Genomic DNA, 22,770 nt, shown 5'->3' with positions numbered 1-22,770 from the left:
CGTGCCAGCGTAAAGCTGCCAGCGTGTTAGCGTCATCATGAAACTGACCATCATCAGCGGCCGTTCCGGCTCCGGCAAGACCACCGCATTGCAGGCCATGGAAGACCAGGGCTATTACTGCGTGGACAATCTTCCGGTGGGCATGCTGCCCACTTTGGCCAGTCAGCTGAACGACGGCGAAGCGCCCATCGAGCGAGTGGCCGTGGGCATTGATGCCCGCAATTTACCCGCCCAGCTGCAAGCCTTCGACCGCATTCTCGATGCGCTGCATGAACAGAAGATAGAAACCGAGATCGTCTATCTGGATGCGGACGACAACACCCTGCTGAAACGTTTCAGCGCCACCCGCCGTCGCCACCCCTTGGGCACTGGCCAACGCACCCTGGAAGACGCCATCCAGCACGAACGGGAACTGCTGGCCAACATTCGCCAGCGTGCAGATCTGGTCATCGACAGCAGCAACTATGAAGTGCACAGCCTGCGTAACCAGATTCGCGAACGCGTGGCCCGGCGACAATCCAATCTGTCACTGCAACTGGAGTCCTTCGGCTTCAAGAACGGCCTGCCCAACGACGCGGACCTGGTGTTTGATGTACGCGTGCTGCCCAATCCTCACTGGGATCCGGCATTACGCCCCCTCACAGGGATGGACCAGCCGATCATTGATTTTCTCCAGCAGCATCAGGCCAGCCATGACATGCTCGATGACATCAGCGGCTTCGTACAGCGCTGGCTGCCCGCCTTTGCCCACAGCGACCGTAGCTACGTGACCGTGGCCATCGGCTGCACTGGCGGCCGTCATCGCTCCGTCTTCGTGGTTGAACAGCTGGCCGCCCGGCTGCGCGGTGAAGGCATCGAGCTACAGGTTCGTCACCGCGAAAAGCACTGAGCCGCGGCGCCTTTTTATTCAGGACCCCCCTTGCCATGATTGAAAGACAACTCGACGTGATCAACAAGCTCGGTCTGCACGCCCGCGCCGCCGCCAAGGTGGTCAGCGTGGCCTCGCGTTATGACAGCCGTATCCACGTGATCCATAACGGCAACCCCATCGATGCCAAGAGCATCATGGGCCTGCTCATGCTCGGCGCTGCCAAAGGCAGCCAGGTCACCTTCCAGGTAGAAGGCGACGACGAAACCGCCGCCATGGAAGAACTGGAAGACCTGTTTGCGCGGATGTTCGATGAAGGAGAGTAAAAGACAGTTAATAGTTAACAGTGAAAAGTGAACAGTTGAAAAATCAAGTACCACACACCCTGCAGGACTGTTAATGTGTGGACATCCCAGCCGAGCAGCAGCACATTTTGTTTTCGCTGTTAACTATTCACTGTTAACTGTTAACTGATTTTTCCATGCCCGCCGACAGCAGCCGCAGCCAGCAACATCTCAAAGCGATCAATCGCGCGCTTGCCAGTGGTACCTATACCCAGGTTCGCCAGCTGGTCAACAACCTGCCCGGCGCAGAAGTGGCTCACTTGCTGGAATCCTCGCCTCCGCGGGAGCGGGAAATTCTCTGGCAGCTGCTCAACAAGGAACAGGAAACCGAGGTTCTCCAGTACCTGGGCGAAGAGGTCCGGGTTGAACTGCTGCGTAACCTGAGCACCGATGAGCTGGTGTCCCTTGTCGAAGAACTGGACACCGATGACCTGGCGGATTTGCTGCAGGAGCTGCCAGACCATGTCACCAGTCAGGTCATGGCCAGTCTCGACGAGCAGAATCGCGAGCGCCTTGAACATGTCATGAGCTATCCGGTGGATACTGCCGGCGGCATCATGAATACCGACGTGATCACGGTGCGCCCGGAGATCACCTTCGAGGTAGTACAGCGCTACCTGCGGCTGCGCGGCGAGATCCCACGCACTACGGATAACCTGGCGGTAGTTAACCGGAAAAACCAGTTTATTGGCCTGCTGCCACTCACCAAGGTATTGATCAGCGATCCCGGCACCACCGTGCGGGAAGCCATGATCACCGACATCCAGTCTATCCCCGCCACCATGCCGGATTCCGAGGTGGCGAAGATCTTCGAACGGCATGACCTGGTGACCGCTCCGGTGATCGATGAGGATGGCATGCTGGTGGGTCGTATCACCATCGATGACGTGGTAGACGTGATCATGGAAGAAGCGGATCACTCTTTGATGAGCATGGCCGGCCTGGATGACGACGAGGACACCTTCGGCTCCGTCTGGCAGACCGCCCGCCGCCGCGCGCTATGGCTGGGCATCAACCTGCTCACCGCCCTGGCCGCCTCCGCCGTGATTGGGCTTTTTGAAGCCACCCTGGAAAAGGTGGTGGCGCTGGCCATCCTCATGCCCATCGTGGCCAGCATGGGTGGCATTGCCGGCAGCCAGACCCTGACCCTGGTGATTCGCGCCATGGCCCTGGGGCAGATCCAGTCCAACAACACCCGTTATCTGCTGTTCAAGGAATTGTCGGTGGGGGCCATCAACGGCTTACTGTGGGCCACCGTCATCGGCATCACCGCCGGGCTCTGGTTCAGCGATCCCAGCATCGGCCTGGTAATTGGTGTCGCCATGGTCATCAACCTGATCATGGCCGCCTGCGCTGGCGCACTGCTGCCCATGGTGATGAAAAAAATGGGTATCGACCCGGCCCTGGCCGGCTCTGTAGTGCTCACCACAATCACCGACATCGTCGGCTTCATGGCCTTCCTGGGCCTGGCGACGATTCTCTATGCCAACCTGCTGGTGTGAACGGGGTACGCTGCACGCAACATGCTTCACGCAACACGCAAAACCTGCTTCTCCCAAATTCCACCTCGCATCGCAGGCGCCCACGAAAAAGGTTCATCGCGGATTTGAGGGAATGGCTAGCAGCACGACCCATGCCGTAGGAGCGTCGCTCGCGGCGCGATTCCAGACCAGGATCAAAAACGTTTTCACCACAGAGATCGCAGAGACCACTACCACTGAGGAAACCCATTGTTTTCACTCGGTGGTCTCTGCGATCTCTGTGGTAAAACTGGCTTTCCTGCTTGTGTGGGAAATTCAGCTTGCTGAACGCTGCTGTGGACCAGGGTATGCTGCTAGCCCCGTCGTTCAGCGAAATGGATCTCCCACCAGATATCGATTTGGCCCTGGGCGGAGTAAACCGCTGGAATCGCGCCGCGAGCGACGCTCCTACGGGAAGACCACGGTAGGAGCAACTTCCCGCAATTGCGCGATGAACCACAAAAAAGCCGAAGGACTTCCTTCGGCTTTTTTTGTTTGTCGCTCTGCTTTGCTATTCCACAAACACCTGCTTGAACGACGCGTAGTAAGCCCCAGCCAACAGCGGGCCAGCCAGTAGCAACCCGAGAAATAACGGGATCATTGCTACCGCCACCAGTATCGTTGCCACGATGCCATAGAGAATCAGCGGCAGCAGGTTTTTCAGGCAGGCCTTGAAACTTACACCCAACGCTTCGCCCGGCCCCATATTGCCAAGGAACACCAGCGGAATACTGAAGTAGAACAGGAAACCCATGCCAACAAACAGCACGAACATCAGAGCAATGGTGATGCCAATGGCGGCGCCACCGGCGGCCGGTTGCGGCATCTGACCGGCTTCCATGGCATTGAGCATATTCATATCAAAGCCCATCACCAGGAACACCATGGCCACCGCAGCAATGATCGCCACCACATAGACCGCCATCTGGATCAACGCCAGAATCACCAGCGGACCGGTATTCTCTGAAAAGCCGGCAAACAAGTCGGCAAATTCCGCAGAACCCTCGCTGTCCAGCCGGTAGAAAATCTTCACTACGCCGGCGTACAGCAGGGTCATCAGAAACATGCCTGCCAACCAGCCGATGAAGGGAATGAACTGCACTGCCATGTTCAGCAACATGACCACAACCAGACTGCCGATCACCAGGCCCCAGTTACCGGCCAGCATCTCCTTACCCTGGCCAAACCAGCCCATGGCATCGGACACGGTGATTTTTTTCGGTTCGCCCAGCACCAGCTCTCCAGCGGTGCGTGCAACCGCCACATCGGCAGCCGGTTGCTGGTACGGATTCATTTCTGACATGTCTATCCCCTGACAACAAAAAAGAAAAAGTTAGCGCCCCGCGATCTTCATGGGCGAAAGCAACAATGAACCACAGGCGATATTGCCGCGGCGGTCCACATCCGTGCCACTTCCCTGGATGCCCCGCAGCATCTCGCCCAGGTGTCCTGCAATCGTAAACTCTTGCAGCGGCTGTTGTATGACACCGTTCTCAAACAGGAAACCACTGGCGCCACGGGAGTAGTCACCGGTCACCACATTGACGCCCTGCCCCATGACCTCGGTGACCAGAATTCCCTTGCCCGCTTTGGCCATCAGAGCCTCCAGCGATTCACCGGTATCCGTGACATGAAGATTGCGCACACCACCACCGTTTCCACTGGGAGCCATTCCCAGTCGACGTCCGGCATACAGTGAAAGGGCAAACTGATTGAGTACACCGTCCTCCACGAAATGCTGTGCCCGGGTTGGCAGCCCGTCGCCATCAAACGGGGCGGAGGCATTACCCGCCGGAAGATGCGGCTGCTCTCCGAGCACAAACCCCTTGGGCAGCACGGCCTTGCCGAGGCTGTCCTGCAGGAAAGAACTGCGCCGGTAGATAGAGCCTCCACTGATGGCCGACACCAGATGCCCCAGCAAACCGGAAGCCACCTGGGGCGCAAAGATGATGGGTAACTCACCGGTCTCGGGAATCACCGCACCCAGCCGGGCCAGGGTACGCTCACGGGCCTGCTCGCCTACCTGTTCGGCGGATTGCAGGGCTGCGCCGATGCGGCCACCGTCATACCAGTAATCCCGCTGCATGCCGTCGTCATCTTCGGCAACCACGCTACAGACACGGCTATGGTGGGTGCCGCGATAACCGTGCAGAAAGCCTTCCGAGGTAGCAAACACGCGCAGACTTGCACCACTGTTAACCGACGCCCCTTCGGAATTGATGATGCGCTTGTCGTTGCGCGCCACCGTCTCACAGGCAAGCGCTTCCTCGATGGCACGCGGGGTATCCATTTCCCAGGGGTGATAAAGATCAAGATCAGGGATGTCCCTGGCCAGATCCGCCGCCGGGGCAAGGCCCGCGAATTGATCCGCCTCGGTATAACTGGCGATGGCAGCGGCGGCCTTGAGGCTGTCGCGCAGGCTGTCACGACTATTGTCAGAGCTGCTGGCGTGCCCCTTGCACTGTCCCTTGAAGACAGTCAGCGACACGCCCCGGTCGCGGTGAAATTCCACCGTTTCCACTTCTCCCTGACGAACATTGACAGAGAAACCCTGACTCAGGCTGACGTTGACTTCCACGCCATCCAGACCCAGGCGCTTGCCCTCTTCCAGTACCCAACTGGCCGTGTCTTCAGCCTCGCGCAGCTGCGCGTCATCGAGTACTGCTGTCGTTGCGGGAGAATCAGTCATAAAATAGCGCTTCCGTTACCTTGACGATAAATAGTGAATCCGATGACCGAGTATAACGACGACCAGTGGACCAGCAAGTCAGAACAGAAACGGGATGACCTGGTATTGCAGGAACTGGGGCAGTCGCTGATGGAGCTTAAACAGGGTGAACAGCAACGGCTGCCACTGAGTGATGCCCTGAAAAAAGGACTGGAAGAGGCCCGCCGCATCACCAGCAACGAAGCCCGTCGGCGCCACTCGCTCTACATCGGACGTCTGGTTCGCGAATCTGACAGCGAACTGATCGAGAAAGCCCTGGCCTCCCTCAAGGATCCGTTCCGCCAGCAACGTCTGAGCAACTGGGTAGACCAGATTGCCAACAGCGAACAGGCCAGGGATGCCGATGACACCCTGCAGCAGATTCTCCAGGCCTTTCCCCACGGTGACCGCCAGCAGCTGCGCAACCTGACCCGCAACGCACTCAAGGCCAAGGTGCCGGACCTGACCACCGCCACACCGGAAGCGAAGGACAAGTTCAAACGCGAGCGCCGCAAGCTGATGAACTACCTTAACCAGCTGGACAAGACCGCCCCGCTATATTGAGTTGACGCAGCACGCGACACGCTTCAAGCAACACGCCGAATACCTCTCTCCCGCGCACCATTGCAGTGGCTCGCGGGCGGGTCTTCTATAACCCGGGAGGCCCTGGTCGCGTTGTAGCTTGTAGCTTGAAGCTCCTCTTACTCCGGAGCTTTGAGCGTCTCACTCTGCCACCAGCTAACAAACGCCTTACCCACGGATTTCTGCGGCAGTGAGTGCTCTTCTTCGTCGACCCCCTGCTCTGCTTCCATGGCCGTCACCCGGTCATTGGCCGCGGCAAACCAGGCGTCCGGATCGTGAATGCCGGCGCTCATGTCTTCGCCGTACAGCGCCTTGCTGAACCAGGTACGCTCAGAGTCGTCACTGCAACCGAAGGAGGTGCGATCCTGAGCGGCAGAGGCAAACACCGCCCGGTGCGGCGCCGCCAGGGCGTTGACCCACTGCCCGGAATAGCAGGCGGAAATCACCACCCATTGGTGTTTTACCTGCAGATCGTTGAGCCACTGGCGGCCATCATCCACGGTCAGGTTATTAAGATTCAGGTTACGGGCATCCAGCACCAGCTCCCCGTTCATGGCACCGTGGCTGACCACGTGTACCAGCAACAGATCTTCTTCGGGGTCCATCAGGCCATCCAGGGCGCTGAGGGCCTCACGCACACTGGTGCGGGTGGCCAACGGCAAGTCACCACTGCCGCCGTTGACCAGTTTGACTTGCCGACGGTTGAGGTCCAGCACACCGCCCAGGCGTTCGCTGACCCAGTCCACTTCGCGACTGAAGACCCCCTGGGTGCCATCCCCGCCCACGGCCAGGAAATACACATCACGCACACCGGGACGCTGTGGCGCCAGCGAGGACAGCACCGACTGCAGCCGGCTGGCCTCGGTGTACAGGCGCGCCTCCATGCCTGACGCCTGCTCCCGCTCACGCCGCTCCCAGGCCTGCTTGCTGGGGTAGTACTGACCAGACACAAAGTAGCCCCTCTCTTCCCGGGGGCCCTCTTCACCGGGGCGGATACGCACGCCTTTACCCTCAGCCTGGCCGCTCTCAAACTGAGCCTTGATGACCACCCCGTCCGGCCGGGTCAGCTCCCCCTTGCCCTGGAAAGAGAACCAGTCGAATTCACCGCGGTAAGTGAGCCCCTGCGCATTTCGATATGTCCCCTCCTCCAGGTAACCATCCACAAACCGGCCTTCGAACTCTTCCCCGGAAGCGGTGTACCAGGTCCCCTGACCATGGGGCTGAAAGTGCAGGAATTCGCCCTGATAGGTGTTGTCATCCAGCCAGGCGACACTTCCCTTTAGCAGCTCGCCTTGCTCGAAAGTCCCCTGGTAGCGGGCATCATCACACACATAGGTGCCCTCGCCCTGCAGCACTCCACTGACAAAACTGCCTTCCATGACACAACCATCACGATCCTCAAGTCGCCCTTTACCGGTCATCATTCCCTGACTGAACTCACCACGATATCGACGGCCATCCGGCCAGGTGAGCTCGCCCTCGCCATGGAACAGGTTGTCTTCGATATCTCCGTCATAGACAGCACCATCGGGTAGCTGCACATCAGCAGGCATCTTGACGGGATCACAGGCATTCAGGAACAGAGGCAGCAGCAGGACAAGGGACTTGTTCATCGCAGGTAATCCGTAATTGAAAGACAGCAACAGCCGGGTTGTCAGCCTGCCGCCAGCTTGAACTGAGCCAATTGCGAGGAAGTGCGGCGCAAGTGAACGCACAACAGGCGGGCGATATTTTCCATTACCTGGGTGGCAGCCGCCGGGCTGCGCTGGCGTAATTGCTCCAATCCCTTGTGGGTCATGACGATCAGGGTGGCATCCTCAGCCACACGCACGGTGGCTGAACGGGGCTGGTTGTCTACCAGCGCCATCTCTCCCATGGAATCACCCGCATGCAGATGGGCGATAACCACTTCACCGCCATCCACGTTGGTCTTCACAATATCCAGACTGCCGCGGACCACAAAGCAGACAAAGTCACTCTTGTCGCCTTCCCGGCACAGGGTTTCTCCGGCGACCACCCGGTTCACAAACACCAGGGTTTCCAGCAGCGTCAGTTCGTCATCATTGAGCCCGTCGAACAGGCGCATGCGTGCCAGAGTATCCAGCACAGAGGACATCAGGCAGTCCCCCCCACGGTCAGGGCGTCTACCCGCAGAGTGGGCTGGCCGACGCCGACAGGGACAGACTGGCCGTCCTTGCCACACACACCGATTCCGGAGTCCAGCGCCAGGTCGTTACCCACCATGGAGATCCGGTCCATCACTTCCGCGCCACTGCCGATCAAAGTCGCCCCTTTCACCGGGCAGACAATCTTGCCCTTCTCAACCAGATACGCCTCACTGGTGGAGAACACGAAACGCCCGGAGGTGATGTCCACCTGGCCACCGGCAAAGTTCACCGCGTAAATGCCACGATCCAGGCTGGCGACAATTTCCTCCGGGTCACTTTCACCGGGCAGCATGTAGGTGTTGGTCATGCGCGGCATGGGCAGATGGGCATAGGATTCACGGCGTCCATTACCGGTAGGCGCCACGCCCATCAGCCGGGCATTGGTCTTGTCCTGCATGTAACCCACCAGCTTGCCCTTTTCGATCAGGGTGTTGCAGGCACTGGGAGTGCCTTCGTCATCCACATTCAAGGAACCTCGCCGGTCTGCCAGGGTGCCGTCATCCACCACCGTACACAGGCTGGAGGCCACCTGCTGACCCAGCTTTTTGGCAAACATGGAGGTGCCCTTGCGATTGAAATCGCCTTCCAGACCATGGCCTACCGCTTCATGCAGCAGCACCCCCGGCCAGCCGGGACCCAGTACCACCGGCATGGAACCCGCCGGCGCCGCTTCAGCTTCCAGATTCAGCAGGGCACCACGAACCGCTTCCCGGGCCCATTGCTCCACGCGATCGTCCTGCAGCAACCAGTCATAGCTGACCCGGCCGCCGCCGCCGGCACTACCCCGCTCGCGACGCCCGTTGCGCTCGGCAATCACACTGACATTGCAGCGAATCAACGGCCGCACGTCAGCGGCCAGGGTGCCATCACTGGCCACCACCATGACCACATCCTGCACCCCGCTGAGACTGGCGGTCACTTCCACAATGGCAGGATCCAGCGAGCGTGCCAGGGCATCAAGACGCTGCAACAAGGCGACTTTCTTTTCCGCCGGCCAGCCCTGCAGCGGATCCTGTGCCTGATAGCGCACCGGAGCCTGACGACTGGCCAGCTGGATACAGCGATCCTGACCCTGCCGGGTGATGGCACGGGCCGCGCCGCTGGCCTGCTGCAGGGCAGCCAGCGTGATGTCATCACTGTAGGCAAAGCCGGTCTTGTCCCCCTGCACGATGCGCACGCCGGCACCACGCTCGGTACTGAAACTGGCATCGCGGACAATGCCATCCTCCAGCACCCAGGCCTCATGGCGGCTGTGCTGGAAATAGATATCCGCATAATCCGCCTGGCCGGTGAGCTTGCCGTTCAACAGGGCTTCCAGCTGACCGGTATGCAGATCGGCAGGAGCAAGCAGAATGGATTCGGCAATGGACAGGGTATCGCTCATCAGGGGCCTTTTATCGTCAGTCGTTGGTGCTGCTGCACCGGAATGCGTTGTCGAATGTCCTTCATGGTAGCAAGGTCCAGCGTCGCAACAAGTACATCCGGCGAGTCCCCCAGCGTGGCCTCCACCTCGCCCCAGGGGTTGGCCAGCAAGGAATGTCCGTAGCTGGCTCGCCGCGGCGCATGCTGGCCACACTGGTTTGCGCCCAGGGTGTAGCAGCCACTCTGCAGCGCGGTGGCCCGCATCAGCAGCTCCCAGTGGGCCGCTCCGGTCACGGCGGTAAACGCCGAGGGATACACCAGCAAGTCTGCACCGTCACTGGCAAGACGCTGGGCCAGGGCCGGAAAACGCAAATCGTAGCATATAGCTAGCCCGACCTTGAGCCCAGCCAGGGTTACCACCCGGGTGGCCTCACCCGGTTCGAACACATCGGATTCACAATATCGTCCCTGGGCATCATTCACCTGGGCATCAAACAGATGCAGCTTGTCATAGCTGCCCTGAACCCTGCCTTTTTCATCGATAGCCAGGCAGCGGGTGCGCACCCGCGGTGCTGGCACCGGGCTGCCATCGGGCCGCTCACCTGCGGGAATGCTGCCGCCGATAATCGCCATACCGAGAGTTCTTGCCTGTTCACAAAGCCACTCTTTCAACCAGACGTACTGGGCGGACAGGCCGCGGTAATCACCGCCGTACTGGGCAAAGTTTTCCGGCAGCACGGCCAGGGCGGCGTCCTGCCCGGCGGCCTTTTGCAGGGCCCTGCGGGCCATGTCCAGATTGGCCTGGACATCATTGCTGCTGGTCATCTGGATAGCCGCTATCTTCACTGATTGCGTCATTCGAATATCCCTTCGGTCTCGGTCACTTTCGGGTTGGCCCAGGTCCCAGTCACGGCGTATTCCAGGGTGGCGGTGCGGTCCAGTTTGTCGCCCCAGATCCGCTCCACCACAAAGATCCCGGCACAGGCCGCCGGCCCCGCCAGACACCCCGCGTAGAGGTTACTGGACAGCGGCAGGGTCACTTCCATCTTGTGGTTCAGGGTTTCCTTGTCCAGGTTCATCTCCCCCTGAACCTCGATCTGTGCAGACGGGGAACGAATGGCCAGATTACTGGTAGACACCAGAGGCCCTTCCACCAGAAAGTCTCCGGTAATGCTGTCGCAGCTCAGCCCCTTCTTGTAAAGGTCAGAGAAGTTAAGCCGCAGCCGGCGCTGGATAGTGCCCAGATTGAGCACCCCCAGCACCCGCAGAAATGACGTTCGGGTATCGGTTTCCGGAATCCGGCATTCGCCGATATCCACCCGCGCCTGGCCGTCCAGGGCCAGATAGTCCGGGTTCAGCGGCCAGTCCTGCCAACCTAGCACCACCTTGGCCTGGGCATCCTCGGATTCGATCAGTTCCGGCATTTCCCAGGCCCGCAAGGCACGGCCCAGCTTGTCAGTGGTGATCAACCCGCTAAAGCGGCTGTACTGGGCGCGGCTGTCGTCTTCCTGCTCGGTCCAGTCCAGAGTGCCGACAATCTCGGTGAATCGCCAGCGACCCAGCAGATCGGAAATACGTACACCGCGGGGTAACGGCCGCACACTCCCTTTCCATTCACCGTAGAGCTCACCATCGACACGGATATTGTCCAGCCGGGCATCCATCGCCGGCAATTGCATCGGCGACACTGGCGGTGCTGCCAGGTCCCCTTCCTCGCCCTCCCCGGCGGGCATGGAAATGTTCATGCGGCTGACCGACAGCGACAAGGGAATCTCCCCACGAGCGGTAAAGCCCTCGGGAATACTGACCGAACCGGCAATAGCCTGACTACTGAGCGCAAGATCCCAGCCCTTGTCTGCCGGTAATACAGACAGGCTGGCGTGATCCACCGCCACGCCAAACAGATCCAGTTGATCAATCCGCAGGCTGACCTTGCTCACCGACGTCGCATCCCCATCCTCAGGCGTACTGACGGGCGCACTCTCAAACGCCGGCACCATCTGTTCGGACACAAACTCGATCCAGTCTGCCGCATTGGCCTGGGCCAGCTGGCCGCGCAGGGAAATCCCTGATTCCGGCAGAACCAGACTGCCGGCTCCGGCAAGCACGTCCCCTCTCACTGGTGACTCAGCGATGGCAATCCGGCCTCGCCAAAGATTGTTGTAGTCCAGGTACAGGTTCTGACGACTGCCCTCGCCGCGGACCTCCAGATCCAGGCTGCCTTCCTGCTCTGCCTTCTTGCCCAGTGGAGCCGGCGCATCTATCACTACCCCCTGCAGGGAGGAATGCGCACGCAGGGCGAAGGATGAGCCTTTCCAGGGCACATCCAGAGCCATTTCCACCGGCATGTCGCCACTGGCCGGCGCCAGCCAGGCAAACCCCAGCCAGTTGCGCACCTGTTCCACCGGCACAGCACCGTTCAGAGTCAACTGGCTTCCCTTTGCCCCGGTCTGCCAGTGACCGCTGACCCTGCCTCCCAGAACCGAGGCCTGCAGATCCGGAATCTGTACCCCATCACGCAGATGGAAATACACCGGCGCCTGCAGCTCACTGACCACCAGCCGCCGCGCCGGGTTTTCCAGCGCGCCCTGTTCCACCTGGCCATCCACGATCACAGTCAGCCCCTGATCCGGCTGCCGTTTGAACGGGAAATCCAGCAACAACCTGCCGCTGACCTTACCGGCCTGCATTCGCCAGTCCAGCAACTCCTCTGGCAGCTGTTTTTGCAGGGGGGTATCGTGCATCAGCGAATCCAGGTCTGCCAGTGGCCCTTCCACCTGCCCTGACACGATCAGCCTGGGACCTTCCTCGGTGGTAAATGCCGGCACATCCACATACACCTGGCGGACCTGACTGCCATAGATATGCCCCCGGGAAGCCACACCTCTGACTTCACGGCCGTTGATAAACACATCCGCGTCCACATTACGGGCCAGAGGCCAGTCAGGGAGGATCGACATGACCACATCCTCGCCCTGATAACGCATCTGGAAGGTACGATCCTGCTGGCGCTCGGGATCAATTTTCACCGGCCCCTGATAGAGCAGCTGGCCACGCTTCAGGTGTCCGCCCTGAAGCGCCTGGCCAAGCCAGTCAGACAAGCCATCTGGCAGTTTGCGCAGCGGGATATAACGGCTGGCATGGGCGCCATTGCCATCATAGATCTCTGCCGCCAGACGCAATTGCGGCATCAGGCCCTTACTCACATCGACGCTCAGCATGGCTTCACCATGGGCATCATCATTGACCACCCGGAGTCGGCTGGAACGCACCTTCAGGGTGTCGCCATCACGCTGCCAGTCAAACACTCCGGCCATTTGTCCTGCCAACGGTTGCTCGAACAGCAGCGGCAAATCCAGCGCCAGGCTGTCGCTGTACAGATGCACCTGCCCCTCTTGCAATGAGCCGGACACCCAGCCACTCAACCGTGACACCCCGGGGATCTTCTCCCAGGCCTGGTTACCCAACGCGGTGAAGCGGGCCTGGAATTTTTCCAGTTGACGGCCAGCGCCGCGGACATAAACCCCGTCCACCACACCCTGTGGCTCCAGCGCCACCAACAACTGACGGACCTTGTCGGCCTTTTCCGGCAACCCAAAAGGCCACTTCTGGAACTGCTGACTCAACGCCCGCACCGGCAAATCCCCGCTGCGAAACTGCCACGATCGCGTCTCACCCTCAGTGTCCCACTGTAGCGCCATATCCCCCAGGCGCAGCTGCCCGGCCGGGGTCTGCCCGGACAGGTCCAGCAATGACAGTTCCGCCTGCTCATCGCTACGCTGCAGGGCCAGCCTTGCCGATACCGCAGACAACGGCCAACTGGCCTGGCCATCACCCAGGGTCAACGCAGGAACGGCCAGGGCAATCTGCCCCTCTCGGGGCTGGCCGGCCTGCAGGCTGCCCCAAAACTCCACCTTGCCCTGCAGGCTGTCCACCGTCAGCGGCATCTTCAACGTGGACGGTAACCACTCTTCCAGGCGCTGCCCGCTGATCCGCAGATAGAGATCGGCATTCACCTCATCAAGGGAAAAGGCATCGTCGTGAAGGTGTGCCTTGGCTTCCACCCGCAGAGGGCGATCCCGGGCTTCCAGGTTCAGCGACAACAAGTGATTGTCACCGTCGTTGATCAGAGTGGCATCCAGTTTGGATGCAGCCAGCGGCGGCATACCCGGCCAGTCCAGAGACAACTGGACATCGTGCATGGTGAGTAATTGCTGCCGGTAGAAGATCCGCAGAAAACGCTCGACCGGAGCCGCTTCGCCGCCGGCATCCCGCTCGCCGATATTCAGCCCGCGCAGTCGCACCTTGCCGTCATCGCCACGCACCAGGTGCAGCGCCACCCCTTCAATGCTCAATTCCCTGAGCACCAGATCGCGCACCAGCAAGGACCTCAGCACATCCACACTGAGGGTCACTTCCTGCAACACCAGCGGCGATTCACCTTCCGGGGCAGGCAGTCGGATTTTCCGGGCCACAAACTGTGGCACCAGCCCTTCCATCTTCCCTTCCAGTTCATCGATGACCAGCGGCGTCTGCACCCGCTCCTCGAAGAACAGTTCGATCTTTTCCCGGTAATCCGGCACCAGCAACATGGCCTGCCTGGCCAGCACCACATAGGCCGCCAGCAACAACAGGCACAACGCCACCAGGCCCCACAGGGACAGATAGAGTCGTCGCCAGGTCTTGAAAGGAATCCCTGCCATAATCAGTCGATACACCAGTAATCAATGCCTGCCTGTTCCAGCAGCGCCACGGTCTGCTCCAGCGGCAACCCAACCACTCCACTGTAGCTGCCGGTTATCTGCGCCACCAGCGCCGCACCCAGCCCCTGAATGCCATAGCCCCCGGCCTTGTCATTGCCCTCCCCGGTGGCCACATAACGGGCCATCTCCCGGTCGGTCAAATCCCGGAAACGGACCCGGGTAATGCTGGTGGCGACCTGACAACTTGCGCCACAGGTCAGCGCCAACGCAGTGATCACCCGATGCTCATTACCACTGAGTGCCGCCAACATGGCCAGCGCATGATTGCGGCTTTCGGGTTTGCCCAGAATCAGGTTCTCCAGTACTACAGAGGTATCCGCCCCCAACACAGCCCCGGCGGGCAGCCCCTCAGCCTGACGACGCAGCTCTCCCACGCGGGACTTTTCCAGAGCCATACGCTCCACGTAGGCCTGCGGATCTTCATTGTCCAGCGGCGTCTCATCAATATCCGGCGCTTTCAAAACCGTAAAGGGCACCGCAATCTGCTGCAGCAACTCGGCACGACGGGGGGAGCCAGAGGCAAGGTAGAGAGTCATAAGAATCAGTTAACAGTGAATAGTTAACAGTTAACAGCGAAAACAACAGGCAGTCGCGGGCACCGGCTCCTGATAAAATACAAGGCCCCGATCGCGTAACTGTTCACTGTTAACTATTCACTGTTAACTGAATTTATCAGCGTACAATAAACCGTAACTGAACCCAGCGCAGCAGTGCACAGACTGGACGCCAGACAATGGCGCTGGCCAGGGAGGAATACAGAATGGTGTAGGGAGGATAGAGGGTACGCCCTCCGGCTTCCTGCACCAGATACGCCAGCAGACTCACCGAGCCCACCAGCAGGAAAATCACCGCACACTGCTGCAGCACCGTGAACACCCGCATGCGCTTGTAGGCGAGCAGCATGATGAAGGCCCCGAGTGAAAAACCCAGCCCCCACTGCCCCAGCGTTGTCCCGGTCAACACATCCATGTACAGGCCAACGAAGAATCCCCACAACACCCCGACCCGGCGCGGCAGAGTCAGCACCCAGTAGACCAGCACCAGCAGCATCCACTCCGGGCGCACCCAGTTCACCGCATCCGGAAGGGGTATCACCTCCAGCAGTGCAGCCAGAAACAGGGTGACAATCAGTACACCGGTACCGGCAGGACGATCATCCCTCATCGGTCACCTCTTCGGCCTGACGTGCGGGCTGCGGCGAGCGCTGCACCAGCAGCACATGGCTGGCCCGGTCGATACGGGCAGTAGGACGAGCCGTGATTTCTGCAAAAGCAGCTCCGGACTGGTGCCGCACGCTGGTGATGGTAGCCACCGGATAACCACGGGGGTAGCGCTGCCCCAGGCCCGTGCTGACCAGCAGATCCCCCTCCTCGATATCCGCCGTGTCCGGCACATAGAGCAGGCGCAGCCCGCCAGCCTGTCCTGTACCGGCCAGTACCGCACGAACGCCGTTGCGGTTCACCTGCACGCTCATGGCATGGCTGGCATCAGTGACCAGCAGCACCCGTGAACTCAAGGGGCCAGCCTCGACCACCTGGCCGATCAGTCCCTGGGCATCCAGTACTGCCTGGCCCTTGATCACCTGCGAGCCCGCGCCCTTGTTGATCACCAGCTCCTGGCGGTTGGGATCCGCATCCAGACCGATGATTTCTGCCACCAGTACATTGGCGTCCAGATCAGCAGAGGAATTCAGCAGTTCACGCAGACGCACGTTCTCGGCTTCCAGAACCGCCAGGCGCTGGACTTTCTGTTCCAGGATCAGGGATTTGCGTTGCAGTCGCTGGTTCTCTTCCAGCAGCGAGGAGCGGCTTTGCGCCTGCTCGGTGAGCCACTGGCCAGAGTCCACCGGCAGATGGGCGATGTAGTGAACCGGGGCGGTCAACGCCCCCAGAAAATAACGCACTGGCGCCGCCCACGGCGTACGCTGATCCAGCACCATCACAATGATGGACAGGATCAGCGCAGCAACCAGACGGTAGAGAGGATTGGCCGGAGCCGACATCAGCCCATGGCCAGCATGTCAAAGCCCTGGCTGTCCATCAGCTCCAGCGCCTTGCCACCACCGCGGGCCACACAGGTCAGCGGGTCATCGGCAATGATCACCGGCAAGCCGGTTTCTTCAGACAGCAGGCGATCGATGTCACGCAGCAAGGCACCACCACCAGTGATCACCAGGCCGCGCTCGGCGATATCGGAAGCCAGTTCCGGCGGAGACGCTTCCAGTGCGTTCTTCACCGCGTTGACGATGGCCGCCAGCGGCTCTTTCAGGGCTTCCAGAATCTCTTCGGAATTCAGGGTGAAGCTGCGCGGCACCCCTTCGGCCAGATTCCGGCCACGCACATCAATCTCGCGGATATCGCCACCCGGGTAGGCAGTACCAATCTCGTGTTTGATGCGCTCGGCGGTGGACTCACCGATCAGGGAGCCATATTCCTTGCGCACAAAGGCCACAATCGCTTCATCGAAGCGGTCACCGCCAATCCGCACGGATTCGGAATACACCACACCATTAAGGGAAATCAGGGCAATCTCGGTGGTACCACCACCGATATCCACCACCATGGAACCGCGTGCTTCCTCTACCGGCAGGCCGGCACCGATAGCGGCAGCCATGGGCTCTTCGATCAGGTAGACGTCACGGGCACCGGCACCATAGGCGGAATCCTGAATGGCACGGCGTTCCACCTGGGTGGATTTGCACGGCACACACACCAGTACACGGGGTGCAGGCGGGAAGAACCCGGTATCGTGCACCTTCTTGATAAAGTACTGGAGCATCTTCTCGGTCACGTCGAAATCGGCGATTACGCCGTCTTTCATGGGCCGGATGGCGGTAATATTGCCGGGGGTACGACCCAGCATGCGCTTGGCGTCGGCGCCAACGGCAGCCACGCTCTTCTGGGCACCGTGGTGACGGATGGCAACCACAGAGGGCTCATCCAGCACGATGCCACGGCCGCGCACGTAAATAAGAGTATTAGCGGTCCCCAAATCGATGGAGAGATCGGTGGAGAACATCCCCCGAATACGCTTGATCATGGACATCCTGGCCAGTTTCCTGATTTTTTCGCGAAAATCCGATGCCCGGCGGAAAAAAGCAGGGCATCGCTAAGATGGCGCAACTCTAGCAACGGCGCGATCATTGGGCAAGCAATGGCGTCACGCTTCTCTTCGCTTCGGCGCGCCTTTCTCGCCGCCGGACAGTGGTCGCGGACAGGCGGTCTATGGTACTTTTTGCGCCTTTCCGGCCCCATCGACAGGGGTGCAACCCTTTGCACTCCACGCCGGCAGTGCTTAGATACCGCGCCAACATGGAGAAAACCATGGCCATTGATTCCAAGGTGGTAGCCCAGGTCGCCCACCTGGCCCGCCTGAAAGTGGACCAGGCTGACACCGACGCCCTGTCCAGCCGCCTCAACGACATCCTCGCGATGGTCGACCAGCTGCAGCAGGCCGACGTGGCCGACGTGGCCCCCATGGCCCACCCGCTGGACGTGACCCAGCCACTGCGCGAAGACGAAGTCAGCGAGCCGAATATCCGCGACAAGGCGATGGCCATCGCCCCGGCTGCCGAAGAAGGCTGCTTCCTGGTTCCCCGGGTGATCGAATAAACAATGAGCGACGCCATGCACACCAAGACCCTGACCGAACTCAAGGCCGGCCTGGCCAACGGCGACTACTCCTCCCGGGAGCTCACCGAACACTTCCTGGCCCGCATCAAGCAATATGACGGCGAGCTGAACAGCTTCATTACCGTCACCGAAGAGCAGGCCCTGGCCCAGGCAGATGCCGCCGACCAGGCCATCGCTGCTGGCCAGAGCAACCTGCTCACTGGCCTGCCCATCGCCCACAAGGACATTTTCTGCACCGAGGGCGTGCGCACCAGCTGTGGCTCAAAGATGCTGGACACCTTTATTGCCCCTTACACCGCTACCGTGGTGGAAAAAATGGCAGCACAAGGCGCGGTCATGCTGGGCAAGACCAACATGGACGAGTTCGCCATGGGCTCTTCCAATGAAACCAGCTTCTATGGCGCGGTGAAAAACCCCTGGGATCTGGAACGGGTTCCCGGCGGCTCCTCCGGTGGGGCCGCGGCCTGTCTCGGCGCGCGTCTGGCCCCTGCCGCCACGGGCACCGACACCGGTGGCTCCATCCGCCAGCCCGCCGCCCTGAACAACATTACCGGCCTCAAACCTACCTATGGCCGGGTCTCCCGCTGGGGCATGATCGCCTTCGCCTCAAGCCTGGATCAGGCTGGCCCCATGGGACAGAGTGCCGAAGACTGTGCCCTGATGCTGCAGGCCATGGCCGGCCACGATCATCGCGACTCCACCAGCCTCAATGAAAAGGTGGACGATTACCTGGGCGCACTTAAGGAAGACATCAGCGGCCTGACCATCGGCATTCCGGAAGAGTTCTTCCCGGATACCCTGGACGGCGCCATTGCCGACAACAGCCGCGCCGCCATTCGCGAACTGGAAAAGCTCGGTGCCAAGGTAGTCTCCGTTTCCCTGCCCAGTATCAAGCTATCGGTGCCGGCTTACTACGTGATCGCCCCGGCTGAAGCCAGTTCCAATTTAAGCCGCTTCGACGGCGTGCGCTTCGGTCACCGCTGTGATGAGCCGCAAGATCTGGAAGACCTTTACAAGCGCTCCCGCTCCGAAGGCTTCGGTGACGAAGTGAAGCGCCGCATTCTGGTGGGCACCTATGCGTTGTCCGCCGGTTACTACGACGCCTACTACCGTCGTGCCCAACAGGTTCGTCGCCTGATCCGCGACGACTTTGCCCGCGCCTTTGAAAAGGTGGACGTACTGATGGGCCCCACCGCACCGGAGACGGCATTCAAACTCGGCGCCAAGAAAGATGATCCGGTCAGCATGTACATGGCCGACGTCTTCACCATTGGTGTGAACCTGGCCGGCCTGCCCGCCCTGTCCATGCCCACCGGTTTCATCAACGGCCTACCCACCGGCACCCAGGTGATCGGCAACTATTTTCGTGAAGGCCAGATTCTCAACGTGGCGCACAAGTATCAGCAGGTAACCGACTGGCACCGCCAGCTGCCGACTTTTGGAGGTGAACAATGAGTTGGGAAGTCGTGATTGGTCTGGAAATTCACGTCCAGCTCAATACCACCAGCAAACTGTTTTCCGGCAGTAAACTGTCCACTGGGGCCGAGCCCAACACCCAGGCATCGCTGGTCGATCTGGGCATGCCCGGCACCCTGCCCGTAGTGAACAAGGAAGCGGTGCGCAAGGCGGCACTGTTTGGCCTCGCCATCAATGCGGATATCTGTCGCCACAGCGTGTTTGAACGGAAAAATTATTTTTATCCGGATCTGCCCAAAGGCTATCAGACCACCCAGCTGGACAAACCCATCGTGGGCGCCGGTGTCGTTGAAGTGCAGCTGGAAAGCGGGGAGAAAAAAGTCGTTCGCATTCATCACGCCCACCTGGAAGAAGATGCGGGTAAATCCTTGCACGAAGACTTTCACGGCATGACCGGCATCGACCTGAACCGCGCCGGCACCCCATTGATCGAAGTGGTCACCGAACCGGACATGAGCAATGCTGAGGAAGCGGTGGCGTTTGCAAAAAAACTGCACGCCATTGTCACGTCCATCGGCATCTGTGATGGCGACATGTCCCAGGGCAACATGCGCTTCGATGTAAACGTTTCCATCCGCAAGCCTGGCGAGCCGCTGGGCACCCGTACCGAAACCAAAAACCTGAACTCCTTCCGCTTCATGGAACGTGCTATCAAGCTGGAAGTTGAGCGTCAAATCGATGTACTGGAAGACGGCGGCGAGATCGTACAGGAAACCCGCCTGTACAACGGCGACACTCACACTGCGCGCTCCATGCGCAGCAAGGAAGACGCCAACGACTACCGCTACTTCCCCTGCCCGGATCTGCTGCCGGTGGAAATCACCGATGCGGATCTGGATGCGCTCAAGGCGGCCATGCCGGAACTCCCGGATGCACGCAAGGCCCGCTTCATGGCGGACTATCAGCTGTCCGAATACGACGCGGACCTGCTCTCTGGCGATCTGGCCACTGCGGCCTTCTTCGAAGGTGCCGCCAAGGCAGGTAACGATGCCAAGCTGGCTGCCAACTGGGTGATGGGTGAACTGGCCGCCAAACTAAACGCGGAAGAGAAAACCATCAGCAACAGCCCTGTGTCTGCGGATCAACTTGGCCAGCTGATTGCCCGCCTGAAAGACGGCACCATCAGCTCCAAGATCGCCAAGCAGGTTTTCGAAGCGTGCTGGGCTGGCGAAGGGGATCCGGACGCCATCATTGAAGCCAAGGGCCTCAAGCAGATGAGCGACAGCGGCGAACTGGAAAAAATCGTCGACGACATCATCGCCAACAACACCCCCCAGGTTGAGGATTACCGCAACTCTGACGATGCCAAGAAGAAAAAGAAAATCGGTTTCTTTGTTGGTCAGGCCATGAAGGCCACGCAGGGCAAAGCCAATCCGCAACAGCTCAACCAGCTTCTGAAAGACAAACTGGGATAACACCGATGCGGACCATCAGATGCCTGACGCCTTGCAGTTTGGTTTCAGGCATCTGACGTCCTGCATCTCGCGAGAAAACCAATCATGACTGAAACCTTCCGCAATCGTGTCACCCTGGAAAAGAAAGACGGCACCGCCTACGTCACACTGTCCCGCGCCGATAAATATAACGGCCTGGACTTCGACATGATGGAAGGCCTGATCGACGCGGCCAAAGCGGTGAAAAAGGACCGCAACCTGCGCGTTGTCATCATGCAGGGCGACGGCAAGGCATTCTGTGCCGGCCTCGACTTCGCCACCGTCATGACACAGCCCCTGAAAGTGCTCAAGGGCTTTACCAAGTACGGCATCAAGAAAACCAACCTGTTCCAGCAAGTGTGCTGGTGCTGGCGTGAACTGCCGGTGCCGGTGATCACCGTGCTGCACGGTTACTGCTATGGCGGCGGCATGCAGATCGCACTGGCGGCAGACTTCCGCTTCGCCACGCCAGACTGCGAAATGTCCATCATGGAAATCAAGTGGGGACTGATCCCGGATATGACCGGCACCGTGACCCTGCGAGAGCTGGTACCCATGGACGTGGCCAAGGAACTGACCATGACCGGGCGCCTGTTCAATGGCGAGGAAGCCAAACGCCTTAACTTGGTCACCCGAGTAGCAGAGAACCCGCTGCAGGAAGCCGAGAAACTGGCCGACGCCATCAAGAGCCGCTCCCCGGACGCCATCAGTGCCGGCAAGAGCCTGTTCCAGCAAACCTGGAACGCGTCCGAAGCACAGGCCTTCGATATCGAAAGCAAGCTGCAGTTCAAGCTCATGCGCGGCAAGAACTACCGCCGCGCCCTGACCGCCGGCAAGAAGAAGCAGGCACCGGAGTTCGGCCCCCGCGAGCGGGATTATTGAGAGAGACGCAGCACGCATCACGCTTCATGCAACACGCGAAAAGCCCGCCCGAAAAACCGGGTGGGCTTTTTTGTACCCTTTCGCCAGCAGCAGAGGCCCGAACACGGCGGTTTTGTCTTTTCCCGTCAGGCATCGGGCGTCCTGCATCCGGCCTGCACATCTGCCAACCCCGTCCTGTTTCCTAATGATTTCTTCCTGCATACTCGAAGAAAACAACGATCGTTGGAGAGGCTCCGCATGATATCTGTGGCCGAAGCCAGTGGCGGTTTTGCTGCCCTGTCCCGGATGTACAAACGCCAGGTGAACGAACTCATCGGGCAGCTGCCCCTGCAACCGCAAACCTTGCCGTTAATCCCCACCGAAAACGCCTTCAAGCATGGCATGTGCGAAAACACCACCTATGTGATCAAGGGTGGCATGCTTGGCATGCGCTGCGAAGACCGCAAGCTGTTTATCTGGGATGAAGGCGACCTGATTCTCCCTGACGCCGGCAACAACGACATCACCTACTATGCAGAAAGCGCGGTATTGCTGGCCGCCTACCCCACCGTCAAACTGGTAGAGGCGATTCTGGAAGATCCGGCGCTGGCACGCCTCTGGACCCGCATCCTGACCACCCAGCAAGCCATGCTGGTACGCCTGCTGGCAGCCTATGTACCGGAAGAATCCTATACCACCACCGGCTTCGCCTATTTCGAACCCGGTGATGTGATCATTCGTCAGGGCGAGCCTGCAGACTACGTGCTCAGTCTGTTCGAAGGTGATGCCGATGTGCTGGTGGATGAGGTAGTGGTCGGCTCGGTCAGCGAAGGAGAAATCATCGGCGCCATTGCCCTGCTGACCCATTCGCCGCGCAGTGCCACGGTAAGGGCAAAAAGTCGCTGTTCGGTGGTCAAGGTACCCAAGCACGAATTCAAGGACCTGATTCGTTCCAACCCGGGCATGATCCACAGTCTGCTTACGGACATGGCCCGGCAGATCAAGACGCTCAATGGACAGGTGGTGGAACTGTCAGCCTGACCGACAGTGCACC

The 22,770-nt window shown here is 60.0% G+C and carries 20 protein-coding genes; 9 read left to right on the top strand and 11 right to left on the bottom strand.

What is annotated here, in order from left to right; genetic code table 11:
- Positions 1 to 37 precede the first annotated feature (37 nt).
- The 3 genes from rapZ (at position 38) to mgtE (ending at position 2,714) form a co-directional block, all read left to right on the top strand.
- Positions 38 to 889 (top strand): RNase adapter RapZ, encoded by an 852-nt coding sequence (gene rapZ / locus MWU49_RS14805; protein WP_246973812.1) that lies wholly within the window; start codon positions 38 to 40, stop codon positions 887 to 889.
- Positions 890 to 924: 35 nt separating this feature from the next.
- Entirely contained in the window at positions 925 to 1,194 is a 270-nt protein-coding gene (locus MWU49_RS14800; RefSeq protein ID WP_246973810.1) for an HPr family phosphocarrier protein, read from the top strand.
- Positions 1,195 to 1,349: 155 nt separating this feature from the next.
- Positions 1,350 to 2,714 carry a magnesium transporter gene (gene mgtE / locus MWU49_RS14795; RefSeq protein WP_246973809.1) on the top strand — a complete coding sequence of 455 codons (1,365 nt, stop codon included), beginning with the start codon at positions 1,350 to 1,352 and terminating at the stop codon, positions 2,712 to 2,714.
- Positions 2,715 to 3,243: 529 nt separating this feature from the next.
- On the opposite strand, the gene MWU49_RS14790 is transcribed toward mgtE, so the two are convergent.
- Both MWU49_RS14790 and pmbA read right to left on the bottom strand, forming a co-directional pair.
- Positions 3,244 to 4,035 carry a BPSS1780 family membrane protein gene (locus MWU49_RS14790; RefSeq protein ID WP_246973808.1) on the bottom strand — a complete coding sequence of 264 codons (792 nt, stop codon included), beginning with the start codon at positions 4,033 to 4,035 and terminating at the stop codon, positions 3,244 to 3,246.
- Between the two features lie 30 nt (positions 4,036 to 4,065).
- Positions 4,066 to 5,421 (bottom strand): metalloprotease PmbA, encoded by a 1,356-nt coding sequence (gene pmbA, locus MWU49_RS14785; protein WP_246973807.1) that lies wholly within the window; start codon positions 5,419 to 5,421, stop codon positions 4,066 to 4,068.
- A 42-nt stretch (positions 5,422 to 5,463) separates the two neighbouring features.
- On the opposite strand from pmbA, the gene yjgA reads away from it, so the two are divergent.
- Positions 5,464 to 6,003: a ribosome biogenesis factor YjgA gene (gene yjgA, locus MWU49_RS14780; protein WP_246973806.1), complete on the top strand. Its 540-nt coding sequence runs from the start codon at positions 5,464 to 5,466 to the stop codon at positions 6,001 to 6,003.
- Between the two features lie 137 nt (positions 6,004 to 6,140).
- Here the strand turns inward: yjgA and MWU49_RS14775 are convergent, their stop codons facing one another.
- From MWU49_RS14775 to MWU49_RS14735, 9 genes are all read right to left on the bottom strand, one after another.
- Entirely contained in the window at positions 6,141 to 7,634 is a 1,494-nt protein-coding gene (locus MWU49_RS14775) for a C13 family peptidase (RefSeq protein ID WP_246973805.1), read from the bottom strand.
- Between the two features lie 41 nt (positions 7,635 to 7,675).
- Positions 7,676 to 8,137 carry a cyclic nucleotide-binding domain-containing protein gene (locus tag MWU49_RS14770; RefSeq protein ID WP_246973804.1) on the bottom strand — a complete coding sequence of 154 codons (462 nt, stop codon included), beginning with the start codon at positions 8,135 to 8,137 and terminating at the stop codon, positions 7,676 to 7,678.
- Positions 8,137 to 9,573, bottom strand: a complete 1,437-nt coding sequence (gene tldD / locus MWU49_RS14765) for a metalloprotease TldD (RefSeq protein ID WP_246973803.1) — start codon at positions 9,571 to 9,573, stop codon at positions 8,137 to 8,139. The genes MWU49_RS14770 and tldD overlap by 1 nt, the downstream gene beginning before the upstream one ends.
- Positions 9,573 to 10,409 carry a carbon-nitrogen hydrolase family protein gene (locus MWU49_RS14760; protein WP_246973801.1) on the bottom strand — a complete coding sequence of 279 codons (837 nt, stop codon included), beginning with the start codon at positions 10,407 to 10,409 and terminating at the stop codon, positions 9,573 to 9,575. The genes tldD and MWU49_RS14760 overlap by 1 nt, the downstream gene beginning before the upstream one ends.
- Positions 10,406 to 14,269, bottom strand: coding sequence for a YhdP family protein (locus MWU49_RS14755; RefSeq protein ID WP_246973800.1), 3,864 nt, complete (start codon positions 14,267 to 14,269; stop codon positions 10,406 to 10,408). Before MWU49_RS14755 ends, MWU49_RS14760 begins: the two co-directional genes overlap by 4 nt.
- Entirely contained in the window at positions 14,257 to 14,850 is a 594-nt protein-coding gene (locus tag MWU49_RS14750) for a Maf family protein (RefSeq protein ID WP_246973799.1), read from the bottom strand. Before MWU49_RS14750 ends, MWU49_RS14755 begins: the two co-directional genes overlap by 13 nt.
- A 136-nt stretch (positions 14,851 to 14,986) precedes the next feature.
- Positions 14,987 to 15,478 carry a rod shape-determining protein MreD gene (gene mreD, locus MWU49_RS14745; protein ID WP_246973797.1) on the bottom strand — a complete coding sequence of 164 codons (492 nt, stop codon included), beginning with the start codon at positions 15,476 to 15,478 and terminating at the stop codon, positions 14,987 to 14,989.
- Positions 15,468 to 16,316 carry a rod shape-determining protein MreC gene (mreC, locus tag MWU49_RS14740; protein ID WP_246973796.1) on the bottom strand — a complete coding sequence of 283 codons (849 nt, stop codon included), beginning with the start codon at positions 16,314 to 16,316 and terminating at the stop codon, positions 15,468 to 15,470. The genes mreD and mreC overlap by 11 nt, the downstream gene beginning before the upstream one ends.
- A complete protein-coding gene (locus MWU49_RS14735; RefSeq protein WP_246973795.1) occupies positions 16,316 to 17,353 on the bottom strand; it encodes a rod shape-determining protein in 1,038 nt (345 codons plus the stop codon). Before MWU49_RS14735 ends, mreC begins: the two co-directional genes overlap by 1 nt.
- Positions 17,354 to 17,637: 284 nt before the next feature.
- Between MWU49_RS14735 and gatC the strand changes: the two genes are divergently transcribed.
- From gatC to MWU49_RS14710, 5 genes are all read left to right on the top strand, one after another.
- A complete protein-coding gene (gatC, locus tag MWU49_RS14730; RefSeq protein WP_246973794.1) occupies positions 17,638 to 17,925 on the top strand; it encodes an Asp-tRNA(Asn)/Glu-tRNA(Gln) amidotransferase subunit GatC in 288 nt (95 codons plus the stop codon).
- 15 nt (positions 17,926 to 17,940) lie between these two features.
- The gene (gene gatA, locus MWU49_RS14725; protein WP_246973969.1) at positions 17,941 to 19,401 is read left to right on the top strand and encodes an Asp-tRNA(Asn)/Glu-tRNA(Gln) amidotransferase subunit GatA; all 1,461 of its coding nucleotides are present in this window, start codon (positions 17,941 to 17,943) and stop codon (positions 19,399 to 19,401) included.
- The gene (gene gatB / locus MWU49_RS14720) at positions 19,398 to 20,837 is read left to right on the top strand and encodes an Asp-tRNA(Asn)/Glu-tRNA(Gln) amidotransferase subunit GatB (protein WP_246973793.1); all 1,440 of its coding nucleotides are present in this window, start codon (positions 19,398 to 19,400) and stop codon (positions 20,835 to 20,837) included. Before gatA ends, gatB begins: the two co-directional genes overlap by 4 nt.
- Before the next feature lie 84 nt (positions 20,838 to 20,921).
- Positions 20,922 to 21,737, top strand: coding sequence for a crotonase/enoyl-CoA hydratase family protein (locus MWU49_RS14715; RefSeq protein WP_246973791.1), 816 nt, complete (start codon positions 20,922 to 20,924; stop codon positions 21,735 to 21,737).
- A gap of 237 nt (positions 21,738 to 21,974) precedes the next feature.
- Complete coding sequence (locus MWU49_RS14710; protein ID WP_246973789.1) at positions 21,975 to 22,757, top strand: cyclic nucleotide-binding domain-containing protein; 783 nt, start codon at positions 21,975 to 21,977, stop codon at positions 22,755 to 22,757.
- Positions 22,758 to 22,770 lie beyond the last annotated feature (13 nt).

It is taken from the genome of Alcanivorax sp. S6407, assembly GCF_023016115.1.
Classification (GTDB): Bacteria; Pseudomonadota; Gammaproteobacteria; order Pseudomonadales; family Alcanivoracaceae; genus Alcanivorax.
The sequence above is the reverse complement of the archived record's forward strand: the minus strand, read 5'-3'. Positions and strand labels throughout refer to the sequence as shown.